The following is a 20,410-nucleotide window of genomic DNA, read 5'->3' on the forward strand; positions in this document are numbered from 1 at the left end:
GGCTGAGGAGGGTCACTATGTCAGATATGACAGTTAAAGATTTTGCAGTAAAGGTGGGCCGTGATGTGCCCCGCCTATTGGAACAGATGAAAGAAGCTGGTTTAAAACATGCGTCAGAAAGCGACGCCGTGTCTGAAGACGATAAGCAAACGCTGCTAAGCTTTTTGAAAAAAAGCCATGGCGGCGGTGACAGCGATGCAAGCAAAAACCGCATTACGCTGACGCGTAAAACCCGTAGCCGTATTAAAACGGGCGAGCGTGGCAAAACGATCGAAGTGCAGGTGCGTAAGAAGAAAACGTACGTTAAGAGCGCCGAAGACGATAAGCCGAAAGCGCCTGAGCCTAAGCATTCTGGCCCGCGTCAGCTGGTAGGCGACATGGCAGAAGCGGAAGCGGAGCGTAAAGCTCGCGATATCCGCGAAGCTGAAGAGAAGGCAGCAGCGGCTAAAGCGAAAGCAGCGGAAGAGGCTGCACGTAAAGCCGAGGAAGAGAAAGCCAAGGCAAAAGCGGCTGAAGTGCCCGATATCGCTGTGCCTGAGCTGCAAATCGACGATACTCCAGCACCTGATGATTTGCCGCCTGCGCCGCCGAAAGAAGGCCGCACGGATCGTCGTACAGCGCCGCCTAAAAAGGCAGCGGCTAAGAAAAAAGGCCGTAGTGACGATGAGGATCGTGGCGACCGCGAAGAGCGTAAGCGCGGTGGTGGCGGTAAGAAAGTCAAACGTGCCGAGCGTCGTGGCGGTCGTCGTGGTGGTGGTGCCAGTCAGAGTGGCAACGGCAAGCATGCTTTCCAAAAGCCGACTCAGCCGATCGTCCGTGAAGTCTCGATCCCTGAGTCCATCAGCGTTGCTGAGCTAGCCGACAAAATGTCGATCAAAGCCAATGAAGTGATCAAGGCCATGTTCAACATGGGCGCGGCCGTGACCATCAACCAAACGATTGACCAGGATACTGCGGCTATCGTTGTGGAAGAGATGGGCCACAAGGTCAAACTGGTGAAAGACGATGCGCTGGAAACGGAAATGCTGGAAGGCATCTCCTATGAAGGCGAAGAGATCACTCGTTCACCGGTGGTCACTGTTATGGGCCACGTTGACCACGGTAAAACATCGCTGTTGGATTATATCCGTCGCGCGAAAGTCGCCACTGGCGAAGCGGGCGGTATTACCCAGCACATCGGTGCTTACCACGTGGAAGACAACCACGGCGGCGTTACCTTCCTGGATACCCCTGGCCACGCGGCGTTTACCGCGATGCGTGCCCGTGGTGCTAAAGCGACTGACGTCGTTATCCTGGTTGTTGCTGCTGACGACGGCGTAATGCCCCAGACGATTGAAGCGATCGAACACTCCAAAGCTGCTGAAGTACCCATGGTGGTGGCGGTGAACAAGATCGATAAGCAGGGCATTGATCTGGACCGCATTCGTAATGAGCTCTCGCAGCATGGCGTGATTTCAGAGGAATGGGGTGGTGACACCCAGTTTGTTCACGTTTCTGCGAAGACTGGCGATGGCATCGAAGAGCTGTTGGAAGCCATTCAGCTTGTGTCAGAAGTGCTTGAATTGACGGCTGTACCTTCCGCACCTGGTAAAGGCGTTGTTGTTGAATCGCGCCTTGATAAAGGTCGCGGTCCGGTAGCCACCGTTCTGGTGCAAAACGGCACGCTGAAGAAAGGCGATATCGTTCTTGCCGGTCTGCATTACGGCCGCGTTCGTGCGCTTACCAATGAGCTGGGCAAGCAAGTGGATACCGCTGGTCCTGCTATGCCGGTCGAAATCCAAGGTTTGGATGGCACGCCGGATGCAGGTGATGACTTCATGGTCGTTGCCGATGAGAAGAAAGCCCGTGAAGTGGCTAACTTCCGTCAAGGCAAATACCGCGAAGTGCGCCTAGCACGTCAGCAGAAGGCCAAGCTGGAGAACATGTTCAGCCAGATGGGCCAAGACGAAGTGGCCAAGGTCAACATCGTTCTGAAAGCCGACGTTCAAGGTTCGCTGGAAGCTATCAAAGGCGCCCTGGAAGAACTCTCCACCGGTGAAGTTGAAGTTGCCGTGGTCTCCTCGGGTGTTGGTGGTATCACCGGTACTGATGCCAACTTGGCGCTTGCTTCTGAGGCCATCGTTGTCGGCTTCAACGTCCGTGCTGATGCGGCTGCTCGTGAAATCATCGAACGTGAAGGTCTGGATCTGCGCTACTACAGCGTTATTTACCAGCTGATCGATGAGGTTAAGCAGGCGATGAGCGGTATGCTTGCTCCCGAGTGGAAAGAAGAGATCGTGGGCGTGGCCGAAGTACGCGATGTGTTCCGCGCACCGAAAATTGGTGCAGTGGCTGGCTGTATGGTTGTCGAAGGCACCGTATCGCGCAGCAAGCGTATCCGTGTACTGCGTGACAACGTTGTGATTTACGAAGGCGAGCTCGAGTCGCTGCGCCGCTTCAAAGATGACGTTCAAGAAGTGCGTAATGGCATGGAATGCGGCATCGGCGTGAAGAACTACAACGATGTTCAGGTCAACGATAAGATCGAAGTCTTTGACCAAGTGAAGGTCGAGCGCAGCCTGTAAGGCCGCGAGGAGCAATCATGCGCGAATTTAAGCGTACCGACCGAGTCGCTGACCAGCTCCAAAAGGAGCTGGCAGTACTGATCCAGCGCGAAGTGAAAGACCCGCGTTTGGGCATGATCACGGTGAGCGGCGCGACCGTTAGCCGTGATCTTGGCTACGCCGATATCTATGTCACCTTATTGGGTGAGCAAGATCCCGCGCGTATCAAAGAAAACCTACAGGTGCTAAAGCGCGCTGGAGGCTTTCTAAGAAGCCAAATTGCCAAACGTATTAAGCTGCGTCACGTACCTGAACTGCGCTTTCATTACGATGAAAGCGTGGTGCGTGGCCAACACCTCTCATCACTGATCGACGAAGCGGTTTCAACAGACCGCGCACGTCAACAGGATGATGAAGAGGGGAGCGACAAAGACAACGGTGAGGAGACGCGCTAATGGCACGTCGCCGTCGCGGATTGCCGGTTAATGGCGTATTGCTGCTGGATAAGCCGAAGGGCATTTCCAGCAATCATGCGCTGCAGCGTGTGCGTCGTCTGTTTGAGGCGCAAAAAGCCGGTCATACCGGCACGCTGGATCCTATGGCAACAGGCTTGTTACCTATTTGCCTTGGGGAAGCTACTAAGTTTTCCGCGCACCTGTTAGAAGCCGACAAGATGTATCGCACCCGTGTTGAACTGGGCGTGATTACAGACACCGGTGATGCCGAAGGCACGGTCATTGAGCAGCGCGAGATCCCCCGCTTAACGGCTGAGGATGTCGAGTCAGTCCTAGCTCGCTTTCACGGCGAGATTGACCAAGTGCCGCCGATGTATTCGGCACTGAAGCATCAAGGCAAAAAGCTTTATGAGCTTGCCCGTGAGGGGAAGCACGTTGAGCGTGCAGCGCGGCGAGTAAGCGTGTATGATGCGCGGCTGCTTGCTTTCGAGGGCACTGCCTTTGAGATGGAAGTCAGCTGCAGCAAAGGCACGTATATTCGCACCTTGGCTGAAGATATTGGTCATGCGCTGGGCTGTGGTGCCCACATTAGCCAGTTGAGAAGGCTCAAAACGGGGCCCTTTACCGGCGATGCAATGTGGACACTAGAGGGCCTTGAGGCGCTGGCAGACCAAGCTACCCGCGAGGCTGAACTAATGCCTGCGGATGTGCTGGTCGATCATTTGCCGTCGCTGACGGTGGATGAAACGGCTTTCGGGCGTCTTGCACACGGCCAATCGGCTAGCTTAGCCATTGGTGCACTTGAGCCTGATGCGCTGGCAAGACTTTATTACGCTGAGACGTTTATCGGCCTTGGCGTTGTAAAAGGGGCGCAGGAAGTAGCTCCCAAGCGACTGTTAAGTACCGTCGCTATCTCGTAAAGCGTTGCAAGGACGTAGCGATTTGCGCGAAAATTGTACGTGAAGATAGTTGCATGAGACTGCAAATATGCGTGGTCTCACCCATTCAATTTTAGGCATATTGCTTACTGGAGAGACAGATGGCATTAACCGCTGAGAAGAAGGCCGAGATCGTCAACGAATACGGCCGCGGCGATAACGATACCGGTTCCCCTGAAGTTCAGGTTGCACTGCTGAGCGCCAACATTAATGGCCTGCAGGACCACTTCAAAACCAACAAGCAGGATCACCACTCTCGTCGTGGTCTGATCCGCATGGTAAACCAGCGTCGTAAGCTGTTGGATTACCTGAAGCGTAAAGATTTTGAACGCTATCAGTCTCTGATTCAGCGTTTAGGTCTGCGTCGTTAAGCGTTAACGGCAACGATCAAAAACGGGCAGCCCCTTGTGGGCTGCCCGTTTTTTTGTTTCTGGTAGCCGTATGGCGCCACAGCGCCTAGAATGGTGGCGAGTCAAAACGACCCAAGCGAAAAGACAAGTAGATATTAATGTTAAAGGAAGTCGCCGTGAATCCGGTAAAAAAAACGTTTCAATACGGTCGTAGCACCGTCACCCTAGAAACTGGGCGTATTGCCCGCCAAGCCACTGGCGCCGTTATGGTGACCATGGATGAAACCGTCGTACTGTGTACGGTTGTGGCCAAAAAAGAAGCAAACCCCAATCAGCCTTTCTTCCCACTCTCGGTACACTACCAAGAGAAAACCTACGCAGTGGGCAAGATCCCCGGCGGCTTCTTTAAGCGCGAAGGGCGTCCTACTGAGAAAGAAACCCTTACCTCACGTCTGATTGATCGTCCGATCCGTCCGCTATTTCCGAAAGGGTTTATGAACGAAGTGCAGGTTATCTGTACTGTTCTGTCGACTGATCGTAATCATGACCCCGATATCGCAGCCCTACTGGGCACCTCAGCAGCGCTGGGTATTGCTGGTGTGCCGTTCAACGGCCCAATTGGCGCGGCACGTGTGGGCTTTAATGAAGAGCAGGGCTACTTCCTAAACCCAACCGTTGAAGAGCTGACTACCTCAGAGCTGGACATGGTTGTTGCCGGTACCGAAAACGCCGTATTGATGGTGGAGTCGGAAGCTCAGGAACTGCTTGAAGACGAAATGCTCGGTGCTGTGCTGTTTGGTCACCAGGAAATGCAGGTAGCCGTTAGCGCGATTAAAGAGCTGGTCGCTGAAGCTGGCAAGCCGCGTTGGGATTGGCAGCCCGCCCAAGAAAATGTAGCACTGAAAACGGCCATGGCCGATGCCTTTGAAGCCAAGGTAGGTGATGCTTATCGCATTACTGACAAAATGGCTCGCCAAGATGCGCTGTCAGCGCTGAAAGATGAAGCGGTTGCCCAGTTGGCCGCTGCTGAAGGCGAAGAAGTAGAAGGTAAGTTCAGCAAAGATGACGTGAAAGGTGCGTTTGCTGGCCTTGAAAAGCGCGTTGTACGCTCTCGTGTGGTAAAAGGCGAGCCCCGTATTGATGGGCGCGACAACGCCACTGTACGTCCTCTAGCGATTGAGGTAGGTGTACTGCCTAAGACACACGGTTCGGCAGTATTTACGCGTGGTGAAACTCAAGCCATCGCCATTGCTACCTTGGGCACCCTGCGCGATTCGCAGCTGATCGAGTCCCTGGAAGGTGAGCGTAAAGACCGCTTTATGCTGCACTACAACTTCCCTCCTTACTGTGTCGGCGAAGCAGGCTTTATGGGCGGCCCGAAGCGTCGCGAAATTGGTCATGGCCGTTTAGCACGCCGTGGCGTTCAAGCGATGCTGCCGTCAGAAGACGTTTTCCCCTATACCATCCGTGTGGTATCGGAAATCACCGAATCTAACGGTTCTAGCTCCATGGCGTCAGTGTGCGGCTCCTCGCTCGCACTGATGGATGCGGGTGTACCGTTAAAAGCACCGGTGGCCGGTATTGCCATGGGCTTGGTGAAAGATGAAGACGGCTATGCGGTATTGACCGATATCCTGGGTGACGAAGACCACCTGGGCGATATGGACTTCAAAGTTGCCGGTTCTGAAGAGGGCGTTACTGCTCTGCAGATGGACATTAAGATTGAAGGCATCAATGAAGAGATCATGGAGAAAGCGCTGCAACAGGCCCATGATGCTCGTCTCAGTATCCTCGCTCAGATGAACGACGTGATCAGTCAAAGTCGTACGGATGTGTCGGAAAATGCTCCGTCCATGGCGACGATTAAAATCGATCCGGACAAAATCCGTGATGTGATTGGTAAAGGCGGCGCGACGATTCGTAAAATTTGCGAAGATACCGGCGCCTCTATTGATCTGGATGATGATGGCACCGTGCGCATCTACGCCGAAGATAAAGCCGCAGCCAAAAAAGCCATCGATACCGTGCTGGCAATTACCGCAGAGGCGGAAATTGGTAAGCTTTATAACGGTAAAGTAGTTCGCATTGCGGACTTTGGCGCTTTCGTTAATATCATGCCGGGTACTGACGGCTTGGTACACATATCGCAAATTGTTGCCGAGCGCGTTAACAACGTGCGCGACTTCTTAAATGAAGGCGATGATGTGATTGTGAAAGTATTGGATATCGACAACCGCAATCGTGTGAAACTCTCAATCAAAGAGATCACCGAGGAAGAGAAAGCAGCTTTTGCCGCTGCCGAGGCGGACGTCGCTAGCTAAAGCGATGTAGACGTAACGGCCGCCCCCGCAGCTTTCAGTTGTGGGGGCGGTGTCGTTTTATAGGCAGTATAGGAAAAGAGAAGAGAACATGGAGAAGGAGCAAGCGCCGCGTTGGTGGGCGGTAGTGGCCGTAATGATCGGCATTTTTTTATTGGTGACAGCTGAGCAGCTGCCTATAGGGTTATTGTCCCAGGTGGCGTCGTCAATGGGTGTCACGCCAGGTATGGCGGGCCTTATGGTGACCGTGCCGGGAGTGGTTGCTGCTTTCTCTGCGCCGCTGCTGCCGGTAGCGGTAGGCCGTTTAGATAGACGTGTCATGCTCACGGTGATGATGATTGTGATGGTGATTGGCAGCGCGCTTTCAGCAGTGGCCAGCAACTTTGGGTTACTACTGGCAGCCCGTGTATTGGTGGGTATTAGTATCGGCGGGTTTTGGGCCATTGCGGGCAGTATTGCCCCAAGGCTGGTGCCCAGCGATCAGGTTGCCAAGGCCATGACGATTATTTTCGGTGGTGTGGCCGCTGCGTCGGTATTGGGGGTGCCGTTAGGCACGCTGCTTGGGGACCTGAGCAACTGGCGGGTGGCGTTTGGCGCGCTAGGAGGGCTGAGTCTTTTAACCGCCATTGCACTATGGTGTTGGCTACCGCCACTGCCGCCAAGAGAGCCGGTACGATTGCGTATGTTAGCGCAGCAGTTTAGCAATCGTGGTGTGCGTGTCGCGGTGTTAACCACTGGCTTTGTTGTTATTGGGCACTTTGCTGCTTATACCTTTATTAGCCCCATTCTGCAGGAGATTAGTGGCGTGGCTCAGCGCCATGTTGGCAGTTTGCTGTTGCTATATGGGGCGGCCGGGATTTTGGGTAATATCGCGGCAGGTATCTTTGCTGGGCGTCACCCTTATCGGGCGGTGCTGGCCATTCCTAGCCTGTTACTGTTAGTTGTGGCTGTTTTCCCACTGCTGGGTGTTCAGCCTATCAGCGGCGTCCTGCTGCTAATGGTATGGGGAGCTGTTTTTGGCAGCGTGTCAGTGAGTATTCAAACCTGGATTATACGTACGGCACCTAATACCGAGGCAGCCACCGCGCTGATGGCCTTTACCTTTAATATGTCAATTGGTTTAGGGGCCATGTTTGGCGGACGTATCGTCGATGGTACTAGCCTGCCGATTGCTATGTGGGCGGCATCAGTGCTGTTTTTGCTCGGTGCTTTACTGGTATGGCGAACGCCTTCAAGCATTGTAGGGGAGAAGCGTCGCTAGTCCTTAAAAAAAGCCGTAAAAATAAGCTAACAAAAATGCCCCCGCTAAGTAGCGGGGGCATGACGTTTAAGCGCACTAAACGTGGAGCTTAGGGACGTTCAATCGCCAGTGCAACACCTTGACCACCGCCAATACATAGGGTAGCTAGGCCTTTCTTAGCATCACGCGCAATCATTTCATGCAGTAGGCTGACCAAGATGCGACAGCCAGAAGCGCCGATCGGGTGGCCTAGTGCAATAGCGCCGCCATTAACGTTCACCTTGCTGACATCCCAGCCCAACTCTTTGTTGACTGAAAGTGCTTGAGCAGCGAATGCTTCGTTAGCTTCTACAAGGTCTAGGTCGTCCAGGCTCCAGCCCGCTTTTTCGAGGCAGCGGCGGGTGGCTGGGGCTGGGCCAATGCCCATAATTGCCGGGTCAACGCCAGCGTTAGAGTAAGCGGCAATACGCGCCAGTGGCTCTAAGCCAAGTTCTTTGGCTTTTTCTGCTGAGCAAAGCATTACCACTGCAGCGCCATCGTTTAAGGATGAGGCGTTACCGGCGGTAACGGTGCCGTCTTTCTTGAACGCGGGACGCATACCACCTAGTTTCTCAGCGGTAACTTCTCGTGGGTTCTCATCCGTATCAAACACCACTGGATCGCCTTTGCGCTGCGGAATTTCCACAGGAACGATCTGGCCTTTGAATTTACCATCTCTGATAGCTTGCGCGGCTTTTTGCTGAGAGGCCGCCGCGAACTCGTCCATCGCTTCGCGAGTGATACTGTATTTTTCCGCTAGGTTTTCCGCGGTAATACCCATGTGATAGTTGTTGAATGCATCCCACAGGCCGTCGTGAACCATGGAATCAATCGCTTTCCAGTCGCCCATGCGCTGACCGTTACGCGAGTTAGGCAGGATATGGGGGGACGCAGACATGTTTTCCTGTCCACCTGCCAGAATAACGCTGGCGTCACCGCAACGGATGGCTTGGGTAGCCAAGTGCAGGGCCTTGAGGCCTGAGCCACATACCTTGTTGATCGTCATGGCTGGAACGGCATCAGGCAGACCAGCTTTGATAGCTGCCTGGCGCGCAGGGTTTTGGCCTACGCCAGCTGTCAGCACTTGGCCTAGCAACACTTCATCAATTTGCTCTGGGGCAACGCCGGTAGAGGCGAGAATGTCTTTAATAACCAATGCACCTAAATCGCTAGCAGGAATGCCAGCGAGTGATCCACCAAAGCTTCCTACGGCGGTGCGGCGAGCGGCGACAATAACCACGTCTTGCATATGATGACTCCTTGGGTAAGTAACGCAACGTTCCGAGTGAGGACAGAGGCTTCAGGGGAAGCGGACTCTCCATTGTTGTTAGCATGTTGTGTCGAACTTATCTATCAGCATAGGGGAAGGTTGTGCATTGCGGCAATACGCTTTTTTAGGCAAATAAAAACGGGCCGTTAAACGGCCCGTTAAATAGCTGCTTACTCAACTGCTTGGCTTACGCTAATTGAACAGGAATCGCGTTACTGGTGTGGCTAACGTGATTGCCTTCTTGCAGATAGACAAGCGCTGGCTGATGCTTTTCAAGCTCTGCTTCAGAGTAGTGAGCGTAACTACAAATAATGATTCGGTGTTCCGGTGAGGCTAAATGCGCGGCTGCACCATTGATGGAAATTAGCCGAGAGCCTTCTTCTCCACGAATCGCGTAGGTAGTGAAGCGCTCGCCGTTTTCCACGTTATAGATCTGGATTTGCTCGTTTTCGCGAATACCGGCCATATCCAGCAATTCCCCGTCGATAGCACAGGAACCTTCGTAATTGAGTACCGCGTGGGTAACGCGAGCCATATGCAGTTTGGCTTTCAGCATAATCGTGTGCATAGAAACTCCTAAATAGCGAAACTAGCTTACGCGCTAGTGTCAGTGGCAGCGTCTGGGAGCTGCACGCTGATGTTGTCAATAAGTCGAGCGGGGCCTAGCTTAGCCGCTGCTAGTAGCACGGCACTGCGTGTCGAGCTGCCCACAGGAGCAAGCGTTGCGTCACGTAGCTCAAGGTAATCAGGCGTAAAGCCAGCATCATACAGTGCCGTTTTACCCTGTTGTAGTACCTCTTCGGCGGGGGTGCCGCGCTCTAACGCATCGCGTAGCTCGCATAAGGTGCGATATAGCATGGGGGCCTTTGCGCGCTCAGACGCACTTAAATAACCATTACGAGAGGAGAGCGCTAGGCCGTCATCGGCGCGCACAATCGGTACGCCGATAATCTCGATAGGCATGTGTAGATCACTCACTAGCTTACGAATGACCGCAAGTTGCTGGTAATCTTTTTCACCGAAGCAAGCCACATCCGGCTGCACCAGATTAAATAGCATGCTGACCACGGTAGAAACGCCATCAAAGTGCCCAGGGCGCGAGCCTCCGCACAGCCCTTCGCCTACGTCGGGGACATGCACGAGGGTCTGGGCAGCTAGGCCATTGGGGTAAAGCGCGCTGACGGTGGGGGCGAAGAGAATATCGCAGCCAGCATCGGTCAACTGCGCTTGGTCTGCCTCGAATGTGCGTGGGTAGGCGTCCAAGTCTTCACCGGGACCGAACTGCATTGGGTTCACGAACAGGCTTGAAATGACGACGTCAGCGTGCTGACGAGCATTGGCCACAAGCGCCAAGTGACCTTGATGCAGGTTGCCCATAGTGGGCACTAAGGCAATGCGTTGGCCACGCTGGCGGTATTCGCGGAGCGTGCTGCGTAATTCGTGGATATCTCGTAAAGTGCGCATAAAAGGGTCGTGGTCGTTCCAGTTGGCGCTTAAAAACAGTGCTCAGCGGCTGGGAAAGTGCGGGTTTTAACCGCTTCATGGTAGTGTGCAAATGCGCTTTGAATGCTTTCAGCATCAGCCATGAAGTTCTTGACGAAGCGCGGCGTGCGGCCATGAGTAACGCCTAGCACGTCGTGCATGACTAGAATTTGGCCATCGGTATCAGGGCCTGCGCCGATACCAATCACTGGGACGTCTAAGGCTTCAGTTACCGCTTTACCAAGACTTGCTGGTACACACTCCAGCAAAATCACGGAAGCACCTGCCTCAACGAGCACTTTTGCATCATTGATGATTTGTTCGGCCTGGGCGGCTTCGCGGCCTTGCACTTTATAACCACCTAACTGGTAGACCGTTTGCGGTGTTAACCCAAGGTGGGCGCATACCGGGACGCCGCGGCGGGTCATCTCACGGATACCGTCGGCCATCCATGCTTCGCCTTCGACTTTTACCAGTTCAGCGCCAGCACGCATCAATGCGGCAGAATCTTCTAGCATACGTTCCGTAGTGGCGTTGCTCATAAACGGCAAATCCACCATCAACAGGCTATGGCCTTTGCCACGCGCCGTGCAGCGTGTGTGGTAGCAAATATCTTCCATAGTCACGGGAAGCGTACTAGTGTGCCCTTGTAAGACCATACCTAGGGAATCGCCGACTAGCAGAACATCAACGCCTGCAGCGCTGGCGGCATGGGCAAAAGAGGCATCGTAAGCGGTCAGGCAACTGAACGTTTCGCCGGCGCGCTTATACGCCTGCAGAGTGCTCAGGGTGACGGTTTTCATGGCGTGCTCTCGTAGTTTCTAAGTGGGTCGATGCAACGTGGGCAGCCGACCATTATTAACGTTGCATCCTTGCAAGCGTGAAGTGGCGTAACTGGCAATTGTTACCTGAATGGGGGCTTGGTGTCGAGATTTGTGTCAGACGGTAGCAGTCACGGTAGCATTTAGATTGTCTAAGCGTTGTATCCCGCTTTGCTCAAGCTGCTTCAGCCACTCAGCAAGCGGCTGTTGATAAAGCATTATTGGCTCTGATTGAGCGGCAGACACCAGTTCTTCAAGAGGCGCTAGTACAAAGGCGCGTTTATGCATATGAGGATGAGGCACCTGAAGCCTAGGGCGCACGATTGTGTCTTGATCATAAAGCAGCAGATCTAAATCCAGCGTGCGCGGCCCCCAGTGACGTAATCGCCGACGACGGTGGCGTTGTTCTAGCCCTTGAAGCTGGTCTAGTAGTGCCAGCGGAGAAAACGTAGTTTCAAGGGCGGCCACGGCGTTAATAAAGTCAGGCTGGTCTTGTGGCCCTATTGGCCGTGTAGCGTATAGGGACGACTGAGCCACCAACCGGCAAAGAGGCAGTTTGTCCAGTTCTCGTAAGGCTTGGCGAATGTGGCTGACGGGGTCATCCAAATTGCTACCTAGGCCAATATAAGCAAGTGACATTGTGTTCTTACTGCTCTGTTTTACGTGGTTTGCGTCGTTTTTTACGTCGACGATCCCCCTGGCTTGCCGGATCACTTCCTACTTTTTGCAGCAGCCGAAGTTGCTCGTGCTCATCACCTTGCTGGAAGGCATTCCACCAATCGCCTAAGCCACGCGGTATTTCACCTGCTTGTTCACGCAACAGCAGCAAATCGTAGGCGGCTCGGAAGCGTGGGTGTTCGCGGGTTTGAAATGCCCGTTTGCCACGGCGTAGAGGAAGGCGTGCCTGTAGTTCCCAAATATCGCGCATGGGCATGCCAAAGCGTTTGGGAATCGAAATATGCTGTAACTGGCGAGTGACTACCTGCTGGGCGGCAGTTTGCAGCGCTGGAATTGCGGGCATGCCTTCGCGCTCAAGCTCAGCTTGACGGTGTGCCACTGGCGCCCACAAAAAGGCGGCTAGCAGAAAGGCTGGCGTAACTGGCCGACCTTCCGCAATGCGCTTATCGGTGTTAGTGAGCGCTTGTTCAATCAGATCTTCGGCCCAGGCGGCATCCGCCATAGCTTCTTCCGCTTCGGGGAACAGCATGCCAAACAAGTTGTAATGGCTCAGTAAACGGAAAGTAATTAAGCCGTGCCCCGACATGAATAGCTTGAGTACTTCATCAAACAAGCGGGCGGGAGGAATTTGCAGTAACAGCGGCGCCAGATCGTACATTGGCTCTTCAGTGGCTGGCTCGATGGTGAAATCGAGCTTGGCCGCAAAGCGCACCGCACGCAGCATGCGTACGGGGTCTTCCCGATAGCGGGTAACAGGGTCGCCAATCAATCGCAGTGTACGCGACTCAATATCACGCGCGCCGTTGGCAAAGTCATGAATCGTGAAGTCAGCGATATTGTAGTAAAGCGCATTCACGGTGAAGTCGCGCCGTAGAGCGTCTTCTTCGATGTTGCCCCACACATTGTCTCGCAATAGCAGGCCATCGTCAGACTGCTGGGCGATATGATCGCCGTGCTCGTCCTGAGGCTTGCCGCGAAAAGTGGTAACTTCAATGACTTCGCGACCAAAGCGCACGTGCACAATGCGAAAACGCCGACCAATCAGCCGCGAATTGCGAAACAGGTCGCGCACCTGTTCCGGCGTTGCATTCGTGGCAACGTCGAAATCTTTCGGCATTTTGCCCAGCAATGCATCACGAATGCAGCCGCCAACCAGGAAGGCATCAAATCCAGCGCCATTAAGGCGATAGAGTACCTTTAACGCGGCCTCGCTGATTTGCTGACGAGAAACAGGGTGCTCGGAGCGCGGAATAATACGGGGACTGAGCGCATCAGCGGCGCTCTCTGGGGAATCGAGCAGGGATTTCAAGTGCTCTCCCGGGCTATGTAATAAACGGGTAAATCCTTTAAACATGCGGCGATATCGACTCGCAGGGTATCGAAAACAGTATTATCGAAAACAGTATCGAAAAACGTAGCGAAAAAATGACCGCAAGGATAGCGGTAAGTTGCTGAGTGTAGCCGACCCCTTGAGGCTTGCAAAGCACTGGAGCAGGGTTTGTAAAAGACGACTGCTTTAAACGCGGAAAGGGGAGGCTACAAGAGCCTCCCCTATAAAGCAGACAATCAGCGTCCATGCTGTTGTTTTTCTTCATGATGGCACATCGCTCTGAATACGCACCGCAGTCGGTAGGCGTGAGAACCAGTCTGATTCCGACCGCCTCGTATTCAAAACAATAATCCAACCGCGAACTTTTTCTCCCGGCGTGTTGTTATTGGTTCCGGGGTGTACACACATGCTGCTGTTGTTTTTGTTTGGGAGCAGATTCTTTGTGTACGTCGCGTCCTTTTTTGGGCACTTGCTGACTGTTGTTATTGTTCGCTGCGCCTATTCTGCTTAGCGCTAGCAAGTTGTGAGACTCAAGCCTGTTGTTCTTGTTAGTACTATGATCTCTGCCTGGCCCTGTTGTTTTTGTTTTGGCTCAGGTTGGGGCGGTGTCATGTTGTTTTTGTTAGCGACGTCCGCGCTGCCCATTTTGTTCTTCTTGCCCAGTAATATTGCACTTGCTGTGCCACCCATTTTTTATTCTTTTATTTTCATGGGCTTGGAATTTATTGGCTATGCCAGGGAACTAATCGCAACGCATAGTGTTACCCGTTTTTAAGGGATTTTTGGGGCGTGTTGTGTGGGAAGGTAACAGTGGTTGATGGGGAGGTTTTGGATATTTCTTATGCAAATCAATCTATTGGACGTTAGTCGTAGAAGGCGAGGTGGTGAATGACTAATCATAGGTATTGCCGCCACCTAATTGGGGCGGCGTGCGGTTTTTTTACGTGGGATGCCTAGGCGCTGGCGCCGCTCCCATAAATTTTTACGGCTAATTCCCAGTTTTTGGGCCAACTCGGTTTCACTCATTTGATCCTGATGCTCTAGCACAAAATGCTGAAAATAGTCCTCGAGAGAGAGGTCGTCGTCATCGCCACTTGGCGCAGACGATTCATTGGCTAATGCGGAGCTGTTACCTGCTGAAGAGTGAGGTCGATTGGTAACAGGGCCAAGGCCGAGGTCGTCAGGGTGAATCAAATGCCCCTCAGCTAGAATTACACCCCTCTCCAGTGCATTCTCAAGTTCGCGTACGTTACCAGGCCAAGGGTAGTCGCGTAGGTCCTGTCGGGAAGCCCGTGACAAACGAAGCCCCTGGCGATCATGACGTTTGCAGGCTTTATCTAACAGGATGTCGGCTATCTTCAATACGTCTTCTTCTCGGTCGCGCAGCGGTGGTAGTTCGATCTGCATAACGTTGAGGCGATAGTAGAGATCTAGTCGGAATTCCCCGCTTTTTGACAGAGCGCGCAAGTCCCTATGGGTGGCGGCGATCAGACGAACGTCCACATGGCGTGTTTCGACGGAACCAATCTTACGGATTTCACCTTCTTGCAGTACGCGTAACAGCCGCGCTTGGGCATCCAGTGGTAACTCGCCGATTTCATCTAAAAACAGCGTGCCTCCGTCGGCGGCTTCCACTAACCCGGTTCGGGCAGCGCTGGCGCCGGTAAACGCTCCTTTCTCATGGCCAAAAAGCTCTGACTCGATCAGCGTCTCAGGTATTGCTGCGCAGTTCACGCAAATCAGTGGTGCTTTGGCGCGCTTGCTTTGCTGATGAATGGCCCGAGCAACGAGCTCTTTACCTGTGCCGGATTCTCCTTGAATCAGCACAGTAACGTCTGCCGGGGCTGTTTTGCGAATGCGCGTGTAAACCTGCTGCATAGCCGTGCAATTGCCGATCATCGTTTGACGCCCACCTCCTTCATCGGTGATATCCGGAGGCGTGCCTTGCTGCATCGACTGCTTATGCAGAATGCGTTCGACGGTTTCTAAAAGCTCGGTGTGATCAAATGGTTTGGCAACATAGTCCACAGCCCCTTGCTTAAGCGCGTCGACTGCCGAACGCATGCTGGCATAGCTGGTCATTATCAGTACCGGCGCGGGTGCTGCGGCCTCAATTAGGGCGGTGCCAGGATCACCTGGCAGTCGCAGGTCGCTAATGACTAGATCAAACTCGCTAGGCGCCAGCTCACGTGCTTCTTCTGCGCTACCCGCTTCGCTGACGGTATAGCTGTGACGTTCGAGTAAACGCTTTAAAGCGCTGCGAATAATCGCTTCATCTTCAACAATCAGTATCCTGGGCATGAGGTAGGTGATCATCCTGTTGGTAAAGCGGTAGCCAAAGCGTGATGGCAGTGCCGCGAGGCTTTCCTGGAGGCAGCGACGCAACCTCTATTTTGCCTTGGTGCTCATTGATAATTTGGTAGGCCAACGAGAGCCCAAGCCCCGTTCCTTGGCCCGCAGGCTTGGTCGTGGTGAACGGCTCGAAAAGGCGATGCTTCACGCTTGGGTCAATGCCGTGGCCATCATCGGTGACTCGCCACCAAGCATGGCTTGCCTGTTTGCCTGCTTCAATATGAACCGTGCCCTGAGCGTCGCAAGCGTCTTTGGCATTACTGAGTAAGTTGACCATGACCTGGGTTAATCGCTGAGCATCGCCACGCACCACGATGTCATCCGGACAGTCATTGGTAAAGCTTACATCCTCCCCCGAGCGCGCTAAATGGATCAAGTGCAGCGCGTCTTCGCTAACGGTAGAGAGCGAGGCGGGAGATGCTGGCAGTGGCAGAGTCTGACGGCCACCGTGGGCAAAACCGACCAGCGAGTTAACAATCTTGGTGACTCGTTGGGTTAGCTGTTGAATTTGGTCAGCCGTTTCCAGTAATGCTGGGTCATCGGTATCGTAGCGCAAGTTTTGGGCCAGTGACGAAATGCCCGTGATAGGGTTGCCTATTTCATGTGCCACGCCTGCCGCAAGTTGGCCTATGGATGCCAAACGCGCGGCGTGGACAAGTTCCTCTTCTAGCCACTTCATTTCAGTATGGTCTTCTACCAAAATCACGCTGCCGCCACGGCTGTCGTGTCCGCTTAACACCGCTTTGTGAAGGGTGAGGAAGTAATCCTTGTCATGTAGCGACACGGCTTGTTTATACAACGGCGTATGGCTGGCGTTGAGTACACTACCGAGTAAATTGGGCCAGGGTGGGGGCAGGCTATCTCGGCGTGAGCCAATCACGCTATCGCCGCTAATCCCAGAGAGTGACGAAAGCGCCTCATTCCACATTAACAGCTCATCATCGTCGCCTAGCACGCACAAGCCTACGGGCAAGTAGGCTAGCGTTTGCCGGTGATGGCGGCGCAAGCCATCCAGTTCCCGAGCCAGCCCAGTGAGCCTAGAGCGGTAAGCTTCAAGGCGGCTTTCAACAAAATGAATATCGTCAGTGACCGGGGCGTCGTCGTGGCGGTAGGGCAGGTAACGGTCAACAATATCTCGCGCAACTGAAGGCCCCATTAAACCGGATAGGTTCGCCTGGATTCGGTCGCGCAGGCGGCGCAGTGCATAGGGGCGGCGCTCCTGAGGTGTCAGGTTTAACGCTGCCAGTGCGCGGTCAACTTCACGGCTGGCAGCTTCATCGCCCAACGCTTGGGCAAGATAAGTAGGGAAATCTCCTGCCGTCGCTGCTTCCAGTGGTAGGCGTTTTGAACGAATGACCGCATCTACGGAACATGCTTCAGCCGCAGAGCGTTCGCCTTCTGAGATACGGGTAAATAACGACACAATGAGGAGCAGTAAAATATTCACCGCTAAAGAAACAAGTGTAACGTTATACCAAATGGGCGCATCCGCAGACATCAGAGGGGTGAGGGGCAGTGAGAGCATGGGGAGATCAAGCAAAAGCGGCAACCATAGGCCCCACAGCCAAATGATGATGCCGCTCATTAGCCCGGCGATCATGCCCTTGCGGTTCGCACCGGGCCAGTACAGCAACGCCAGCATGCCAGGCAGGCACTGTGCCATGCCTACAAATGCAGCGAGCCCCAAGTTTGTCAGCGAATGGTAGCGACCGACGCTTTCAGCAAATAGCCACCCGCCCGCAATCACAGCGACGACTAAACCGCGACGTAGCCAGAGCAGCCAGCCGTATAAATCGCTACGCGCCTCTGGGGGGCGAGCCACTAGCACCACGTGGTTTAGCACCATGCCTGAAAGCGCCAGCGCGATCATCATCATGGTGCCACTGGCGGCGGCAAGGCCGCCGATGAAGGCTAGCGCTCCCACCCACCAATGTTCTGACATCAAGAAGGCGGCGTAGGCAGCGACGGGAACCGTCTCGTTTGTCGATTGTGCAGCCCACCAAATCAACGGTACTGGAAGTGCCATCAGTAGCAAAAATAGCGGTAATGTCCAACTGGCTTGGAGCAGGGTGTGGCGAGAAAGGCTTTCTGCAAAGGTAATCTGAAACAGGTGCGGCATCATGAAAGCGGCCGCAAAGAACAGCAGTAGCAGCGTGCGCCATTGGGGGGCTTCAAATTGCGGCGTTGCGGCTTGGGCTGCGGCTCCAGGCCCTTCTAACCACTGCTGTAGTCCGTGAGGCCCATCAAATACCCACCACAGTGCAATGGCACCTAGCCCAAGCATCGCCAGTAGTTTAATGATCGATTCAAAAGCAATCACGCTGAGTAGCGTATCGTGACGATGTCGGTGGCTGTGGCGTGCGCCAAACAACACCGCACAGCCTGCGATCACTCCGCAAAATAGCAGGGTAGCCGCCGCGCTATAGCGGCTGCCGGTGAGCAAGTAGACCGCATCGCTTAAGGTTTGCACCTGGATACCCAGCAGCGGCATCACGGCTAGCAGGCTGATCAACGTTACCAGAGTGCCTGCCCAGCGGGATCGGTAGCGAAACGCAAATAGATCCGCCAGTGAAGAGAGCTGGTAGGTACGAGTAATGCGTTGTATGGGCACAAGCAGTATGGGCGCCAGCAGAAAAGCCCCGGCTGCACCGAGGTAATATGCCAGGTAGCCAAAGCCTGCTTGCGCCGCAAGCTCCACACTGCCATAGATTGCCCACGCGCTGGCGTATACGCCCAGCGCCAGGGTGTACACAATAGGGTGGCGCGTAATGCGCACGGGTACCCAGCCACGCTCAACGGCCATGCCGCAAGCAAACAGTAAGGCAAGATAGCCTAAGCCCAGCAGTACTACTCCTAACAGCTCAACGCTCATCTAACTTCCTTTTTTGCTCAAGCCAAAGCGTTAGCGCGATCAGGCCGCCCCAAATGGCAAATGGGCGATACCAGGCAACGCTTGGATCTCCCCAGCCATCCATCAGTAGCGGCGAAAGCAAATAGCCGCCAAACACCAAGAACAGCAGTATGCGATAAACGTACATATTAAGACTCTGATTGATAGCGGCGGTGGGTGGTAGCGATAAGCTTTTCAACAGACCAATGTGCTATTGCCCAGTTTAGTTGCGTTTCGGGTGGCTCTTGAACCAGCGTTTCAGGTGGGGCCTGATCGAGTAGTTGCAGTGCTTGAAACAGCTGTTGGCGAATGCCGTCGGCGTCTTCGGCTAATGCAGGGGCCAGGTTTTGCTTAGAAAGCTTTTGACCCTCTTGAGTAACCACGAGCGGTAAATGTAGGTAGCGGGGAGTTGATAAGCCTAGCGCTTGCTGCAACTGGCCTTGCCAGGGCGTGTTATCCAGCAGGTCATAACCGCGCACAATATCGGTAATGCCTTGATCCGCATCATCCACTACGACGGCAAGCTGATAGGCCCAAAGCTGATCTTTGCGTTTCAGCACAACATCCCCCAGAACGTCAGGGTCGAACTGTTGGCAACCAAACAGCCGATCCTGCCAAGTAATAGGGCGCTTTGCCAGGTCGCTGCGCAGCCGCCAGGCAACCGGCTTTGTGGCATCACGAACGTTCCCGCGGCACCAGCCGGGATAGATTGAAAACGCTTGCCACTGCTTTCTCGAACAGCTACACGGGTAAGCTAAACCTTGAGCAGCCAGTTGATCGAGCGCCTGCTGATAAGCCCCATTACGTTGATGCTGCCAGCGGATTTCTTCATCCCAATGAAGCCCAAAGGCGTCAAGCTGACGCAGAATGGTATCAGCAGCGCCTTCAGGGCAGCGGGGCGGGTCGATATCCTCAATGCGCACCAGCCACTGCCCGCCAACAGCGCGGGCGTCTAAATAGCTGCCTAGGGCGGCGACTAGCGAGCCAAGATGCAGTGGCCCTGACGGTGTGGGAGCGAAACGTCCTCGGTAGTGCGTGGTATGGGTCATGACAGCCCGAATCAATTGTTCAAATAGCGCCAGCGATTAACTACGATGATAAGTACAGCGATAAATACAAGATGACAAACAAAAACGGGCACCTCAAGGGTGCCCGTTGGACGCTTTAGCTTGTAACAAACTAGCAGCTTGTAGCGTATTCGCGCCGATGGTTAGCCACCGAGCTGTTTCTCTTTAAGCTCTGCCAGCGTTTTACAGTCCACGCACAGCGTTGCCGTGGGGCGGGCTTCAAGGCGGCGAATGCCGATTTCAACGCCGCAGGCTTCACAAAAGCCGTAGTCGTCTTCATCGATTTTTTCGATGGTTTCGTTGATCTTTTTCAGCAACTTGCGTTCGCGATCCCGAGTACGCAGCTCCAGGCTGAAGCCCTCTTCTTGAGTAGCGCGGTCAGCGGGGTCAGCGTAGTTATTAGCGTCTTCCTGCAGGTGGCGTACGGTACGATCCACCTCTTCCATGAGATCTTGTTTCCAGTCTAGAAGGAGCTGGCGGAAGTGTGCGAGCTGCTTCTCGTTCATATACTCTTCGCCCGGTGCTGGCTCATACGGGGTGAAGGACTTGGACGCTTCCGGTTTCTTTTCCGCTACTGGCATGGGAGTGCCCCTTACGTATGTGACTGCTGATCGACCATGAGTGTGTGTCACGATCT

17 protein-coding genes are annotated in these 20,410 nt (G+C 54.1%); 6 read left to right on the forward strand and 11 right to left on the reverse strand.

The window, feature by feature from the left end; genetic code table 11:
* Positions 1-17 precede the first annotated feature (17 nt).
* The 6 genes from infB to NDQ72_01970 all read left to right on the forward strand — a co-directional run bounded on the left by infB (position 18) and on the right by NDQ72_01970 (position 7,865).
* Positions 18-2,564: a translation initiation factor IF-2 gene (gene infB, locus NDQ72_01945; GenBank protein ID WKD28732.1), complete on the forward strand. Its 2,547-nt coding sequence runs from the start codon at positions 18-20 to the stop codon at positions 2,562-2,564.
* Between the two features lie 17 nt (positions 2,565-2,581).
* Entirely contained in the window at positions 2,582-2,998 is a 417-nt protein-coding gene (gene rbfA, locus NDQ72_01950; GenBank protein ID WKD28733.1) for a 30S ribosome-binding factor RbfA, read from the forward strand.
* A complete protein-coding gene (gene truB, locus NDQ72_01955) occupies positions 2,998-3,918 on the forward strand; it encodes a tRNA pseudouridine(55) synthase TruB (GenBank protein WKD28734.1) in 921 nt (306 codons plus the stop codon). The genes rbfA and truB overlap by 1 nt, the downstream gene beginning before the upstream one ends.
* A 119-nt stretch (positions 3,919-4,037) precedes the next feature.
* Positions 4,038-4,307 (forward strand): 30S ribosomal protein S15, encoded by a 270-nt coding sequence (rpsO, locus tag NDQ72_01960; protein ID WKD28735.1) that lies wholly within the window; start codon positions 4,038-4,040, stop codon positions 4,305-4,307.
* 137 nt (positions 4,308-4,444) lie between these two features.
* Positions 4,445-6,607 (forward strand): polyribonucleotide nucleotidyltransferase, encoded by a 2,163-nt coding sequence (pnp, locus tag NDQ72_01965; GenBank protein WKD28736.1) that lies wholly within the window; start codon positions 4,445-4,447, stop codon positions 6,605-6,607.
* Positions 6,608-6,695: 88 nt separating this feature from the next.
* Positions 6,696-7,865, forward strand: coding sequence for an MFS transporter (locus tag NDQ72_01970; GenBank protein ID WKD28737.1), 1,170 nt, complete (start codon positions 6,696-6,698; stop codon positions 7,863-7,865).
* Positions 7,866-7,953: 88 nt separating this feature from the next.
* Here the strand turns inward: NDQ72_01970 and NDQ72_01975 are convergent, their stop codons facing one another.
* From NDQ72_01975 to dksA, 11 genes are all read right to left on the reverse strand, one after another.
* Complete coding sequence (locus NDQ72_01975) at positions 7,954-9,132, reverse strand: acetyl-CoA C-acetyltransferase (protein WKD28738.1); 1,179 nt, start codon at positions 9,130-9,132, stop codon at positions 7,954-7,956.
* 208 nt (positions 9,133-9,340) lie between these two features.
* Positions 9,341-9,721: an aspartate 1-decarboxylase gene (locus NDQ72_01980; protein ID WKD28739.1), complete on the reverse strand. Its 381-nt coding sequence runs from the start codon at positions 9,719-9,721 to the stop codon at positions 9,341-9,343.
* 26 nt (positions 9,722-9,747) lie between these two features.
* A complete protein-coding gene (gene panC / locus NDQ72_01985) occupies positions 9,748-10,617 on the reverse strand; it encodes a pantoate--beta-alanine ligase (protein ID WKD28740.1) in 870 nt (289 codons plus the stop codon).
* 29 nt (positions 10,618-10,646) lie between these two features.
* Positions 10,647-11,438 (reverse strand): 3-methyl-2-oxobutanoate hydroxymethyltransferase, encoded by a 792-nt coding sequence (gene panB, locus NDQ72_01990; GenBank protein WKD28741.1) that lies wholly within the window; start codon positions 11,436-11,438, stop codon positions 10,647-10,649.
* 135 nt (positions 11,439-11,573) lie between these two features.
* Positions 11,574-12,095, reverse strand: a complete 522-nt coding sequence (gene folK / locus NDQ72_01995; GenBank protein ID WKD28742.1) for a 2-amino-4-hydroxy-6-hydroxymethyldihydropteridine diphosphokinase — start codon at positions 12,093-12,095, stop codon at positions 11,574-11,576.
* 7 nt (positions 12,096-12,102) lie between these two features.
* Positions 12,103-13,488, reverse strand: a complete 1,386-nt coding sequence (pcnB, locus tag NDQ72_02000) for a polynucleotide adenylyltransferase PcnB (protein ID WKD28743.1) — start codon at positions 13,486-13,488, stop codon at positions 12,103-12,105.
* Between the two features lie 891 nt (positions 13,489-14,379).
* Positions 14,380-15,765, reverse strand: a complete 1,386-nt coding sequence (locus NDQ72_02005; protein WKD28744.1) for a sigma-54 dependent transcriptional regulator — start codon at positions 15,763-15,765, stop codon at positions 14,380-14,382.
* Positions 15,743-18,688, reverse strand: a complete 2,946-nt coding sequence (locus NDQ72_02010) for an ATP-binding protein (protein ID WKD28745.1) — start codon at positions 18,686-18,688, stop codon at positions 15,743-15,745. The genes NDQ72_02005 and NDQ72_02010 overlap by 23 nt, the downstream gene beginning before the upstream one ends.
* On the reverse strand, positions 18,678-18,854 hold the full coding sequence (locus NDQ72_02015) for a hypothetical protein (protein ID WKD28746.1): 177 nt from the start codon (positions 18,852-18,854) through the stop codon (positions 18,678-18,680). The genes NDQ72_02010 and NDQ72_02015 overlap by 11 nt, the downstream gene beginning before the upstream one ends.
* 1 nt (position 18,855) lies before the next feature.
* Positions 18,856-19,755 carry a tRNA glutamyl-Q(34) synthetase GluQRS gene (gluQRS, locus tag NDQ72_02020; GenBank protein ID WKD28747.1) on the reverse strand — a complete coding sequence of 300 codons (900 nt, stop codon included), beginning with the start codon at positions 19,753-19,755 and terminating at the stop codon, positions 18,856-18,858.
* A 161-nt stretch (positions 19,756-19,916) separates the two neighbouring features.
* Positions 19,917-20,354: an RNA polymerase-binding protein DksA gene (gene dksA, locus NDQ72_02025; GenBank protein ID WKD28748.1), complete on the reverse strand. Its 438-nt coding sequence runs from the start codon at positions 20,352-20,354 to the stop codon at positions 19,917-19,919.
* Positions 20,355-20,410: the final 56 nt, after the last annotated feature.

The organism is Halomonas sp. KG2, from assembly GCA_030440445.1.
Taxonomy (GTDB): Bacteria; Pseudomonadota; Gammaproteobacteria; order Pseudomonadales; family Halomonadaceae; genus Vreelandella.

What these genes read in the sequence shown, in the direction of transcription:
- truB (WKD28734.1), top strand. Translation starts at nt 2,998, where the DNA reads ATGGCACGTCGCCGTCGCGGATTGCCGGTTAATGGCGTATTGCTGCTG.
- pnp (WKD28736.1), top strand. Translation starts at nt 4,445, where the DNA reads ATGTTAAAGGAAGTCGCCGTGAATCCGGTAAAAAAAACGTTTCAATAC.
- dksA (WKD28748.1), bottom strand. Translation starts at nt 20,354, where the DNA reads ATGCCAGTAGCGGAAAAGAAACCGGAAGCGTCCAAGTCCTTCACCCCG.
- panC (WKD28740.1), bottom strand. Translation starts at nt 10,617, where the DNA reads ATGCGCACTTTACGAGATATCCACGAATTACGCAGCACGCTCCGCGAA.
- gluQRS (WKD28747.1), bottom strand. Translation starts at nt 19,755, where the DNA reads ATGACCCATACCACGCACTACCGAGGACGTTTCGCTCCCACACCGTCA.
- NDQ72_01975 (WKD28738.1), bottom strand. Translation starts at nt 9,132, where the DNA reads ATGCAAGACGTGGTTATTGTCGCCGCTCGCCGCACCGCCGTAGGAAGC.
- rpsO (WKD28735.1), top strand. Translation starts at nt 4,038, where the DNA reads ATGGCATTAACCGCTGAGAAGAAGGCCGAGATCGTCAACGAATACGGC.
- rbfA (WKD28733.1), top strand. Translation starts at nt 2,582, where the DNA reads ATGCGCGAATTTAAGCGTACCGACCGAGTCGCTGACCAGCTCCAAAAG.
- pcnB (WKD28743.1), bottom strand. Translation starts at nt 13,488, where the DNA reads ATGTTTAAAGGATTTACCCGTTTATTACATAGCCCGGGAGAGCACTTG.
- NDQ72_02010 (WKD28745.1), bottom strand. Translation starts at nt 18,688, where the DNA reads ATGAGCGTTGAGCTGTTAGGAGTAGTACTGCTGGGCTTAGGCTATCTT.
- NDQ72_01970 (WKD28737.1), top strand. Translation starts at nt 6,696, where the DNA reads ATGGAGAAGGAGCAAGCGCCGCGTTGGTGGGCGGTAGTGGCCGTAATG.
- folK (WKD28742.1), bottom strand. Translation starts at nt 12,095, where the DNA reads ATGTCACTTGCTTATATTGGCCTAGGTAGCAATTTGGATGACCCCGTC.
- infB (WKD28732.1), top strand. Translation starts at nt 18, where the DNA reads ATGTCAGATATGACAGTTAAAGATTTTGCAGTAAAGGTGGGCCGTGAT.
- NDQ72_02005 (WKD28744.1), bottom strand. Translation starts at nt 15,765, where the DNA reads ATGCCCAGGATACTGATTGTTGAAGATGAAGCGATTATTCGCAGCGCT.
- NDQ72_02015 (WKD28746.1), bottom strand. Translation starts at nt 18,854, where the DNA reads ATGTACGTTTATCGCATACTGCTGTTCTTGGTGTTTGGCGGCTATTTG.
- panB (WKD28741.1), bottom strand. Translation starts at nt 11,438, where the DNA reads ATGAAAACCGTCACCCTGAGCACTCTGCAGGCGTATAAGCGCGCCGGC.
- NDQ72_01980 (WKD28739.1), bottom strand. Translation starts at nt 9,721, where the DNA reads ATGCACACGATTATGCTGAAAGCCAAACTGCATATGGCTCGCGTTACC.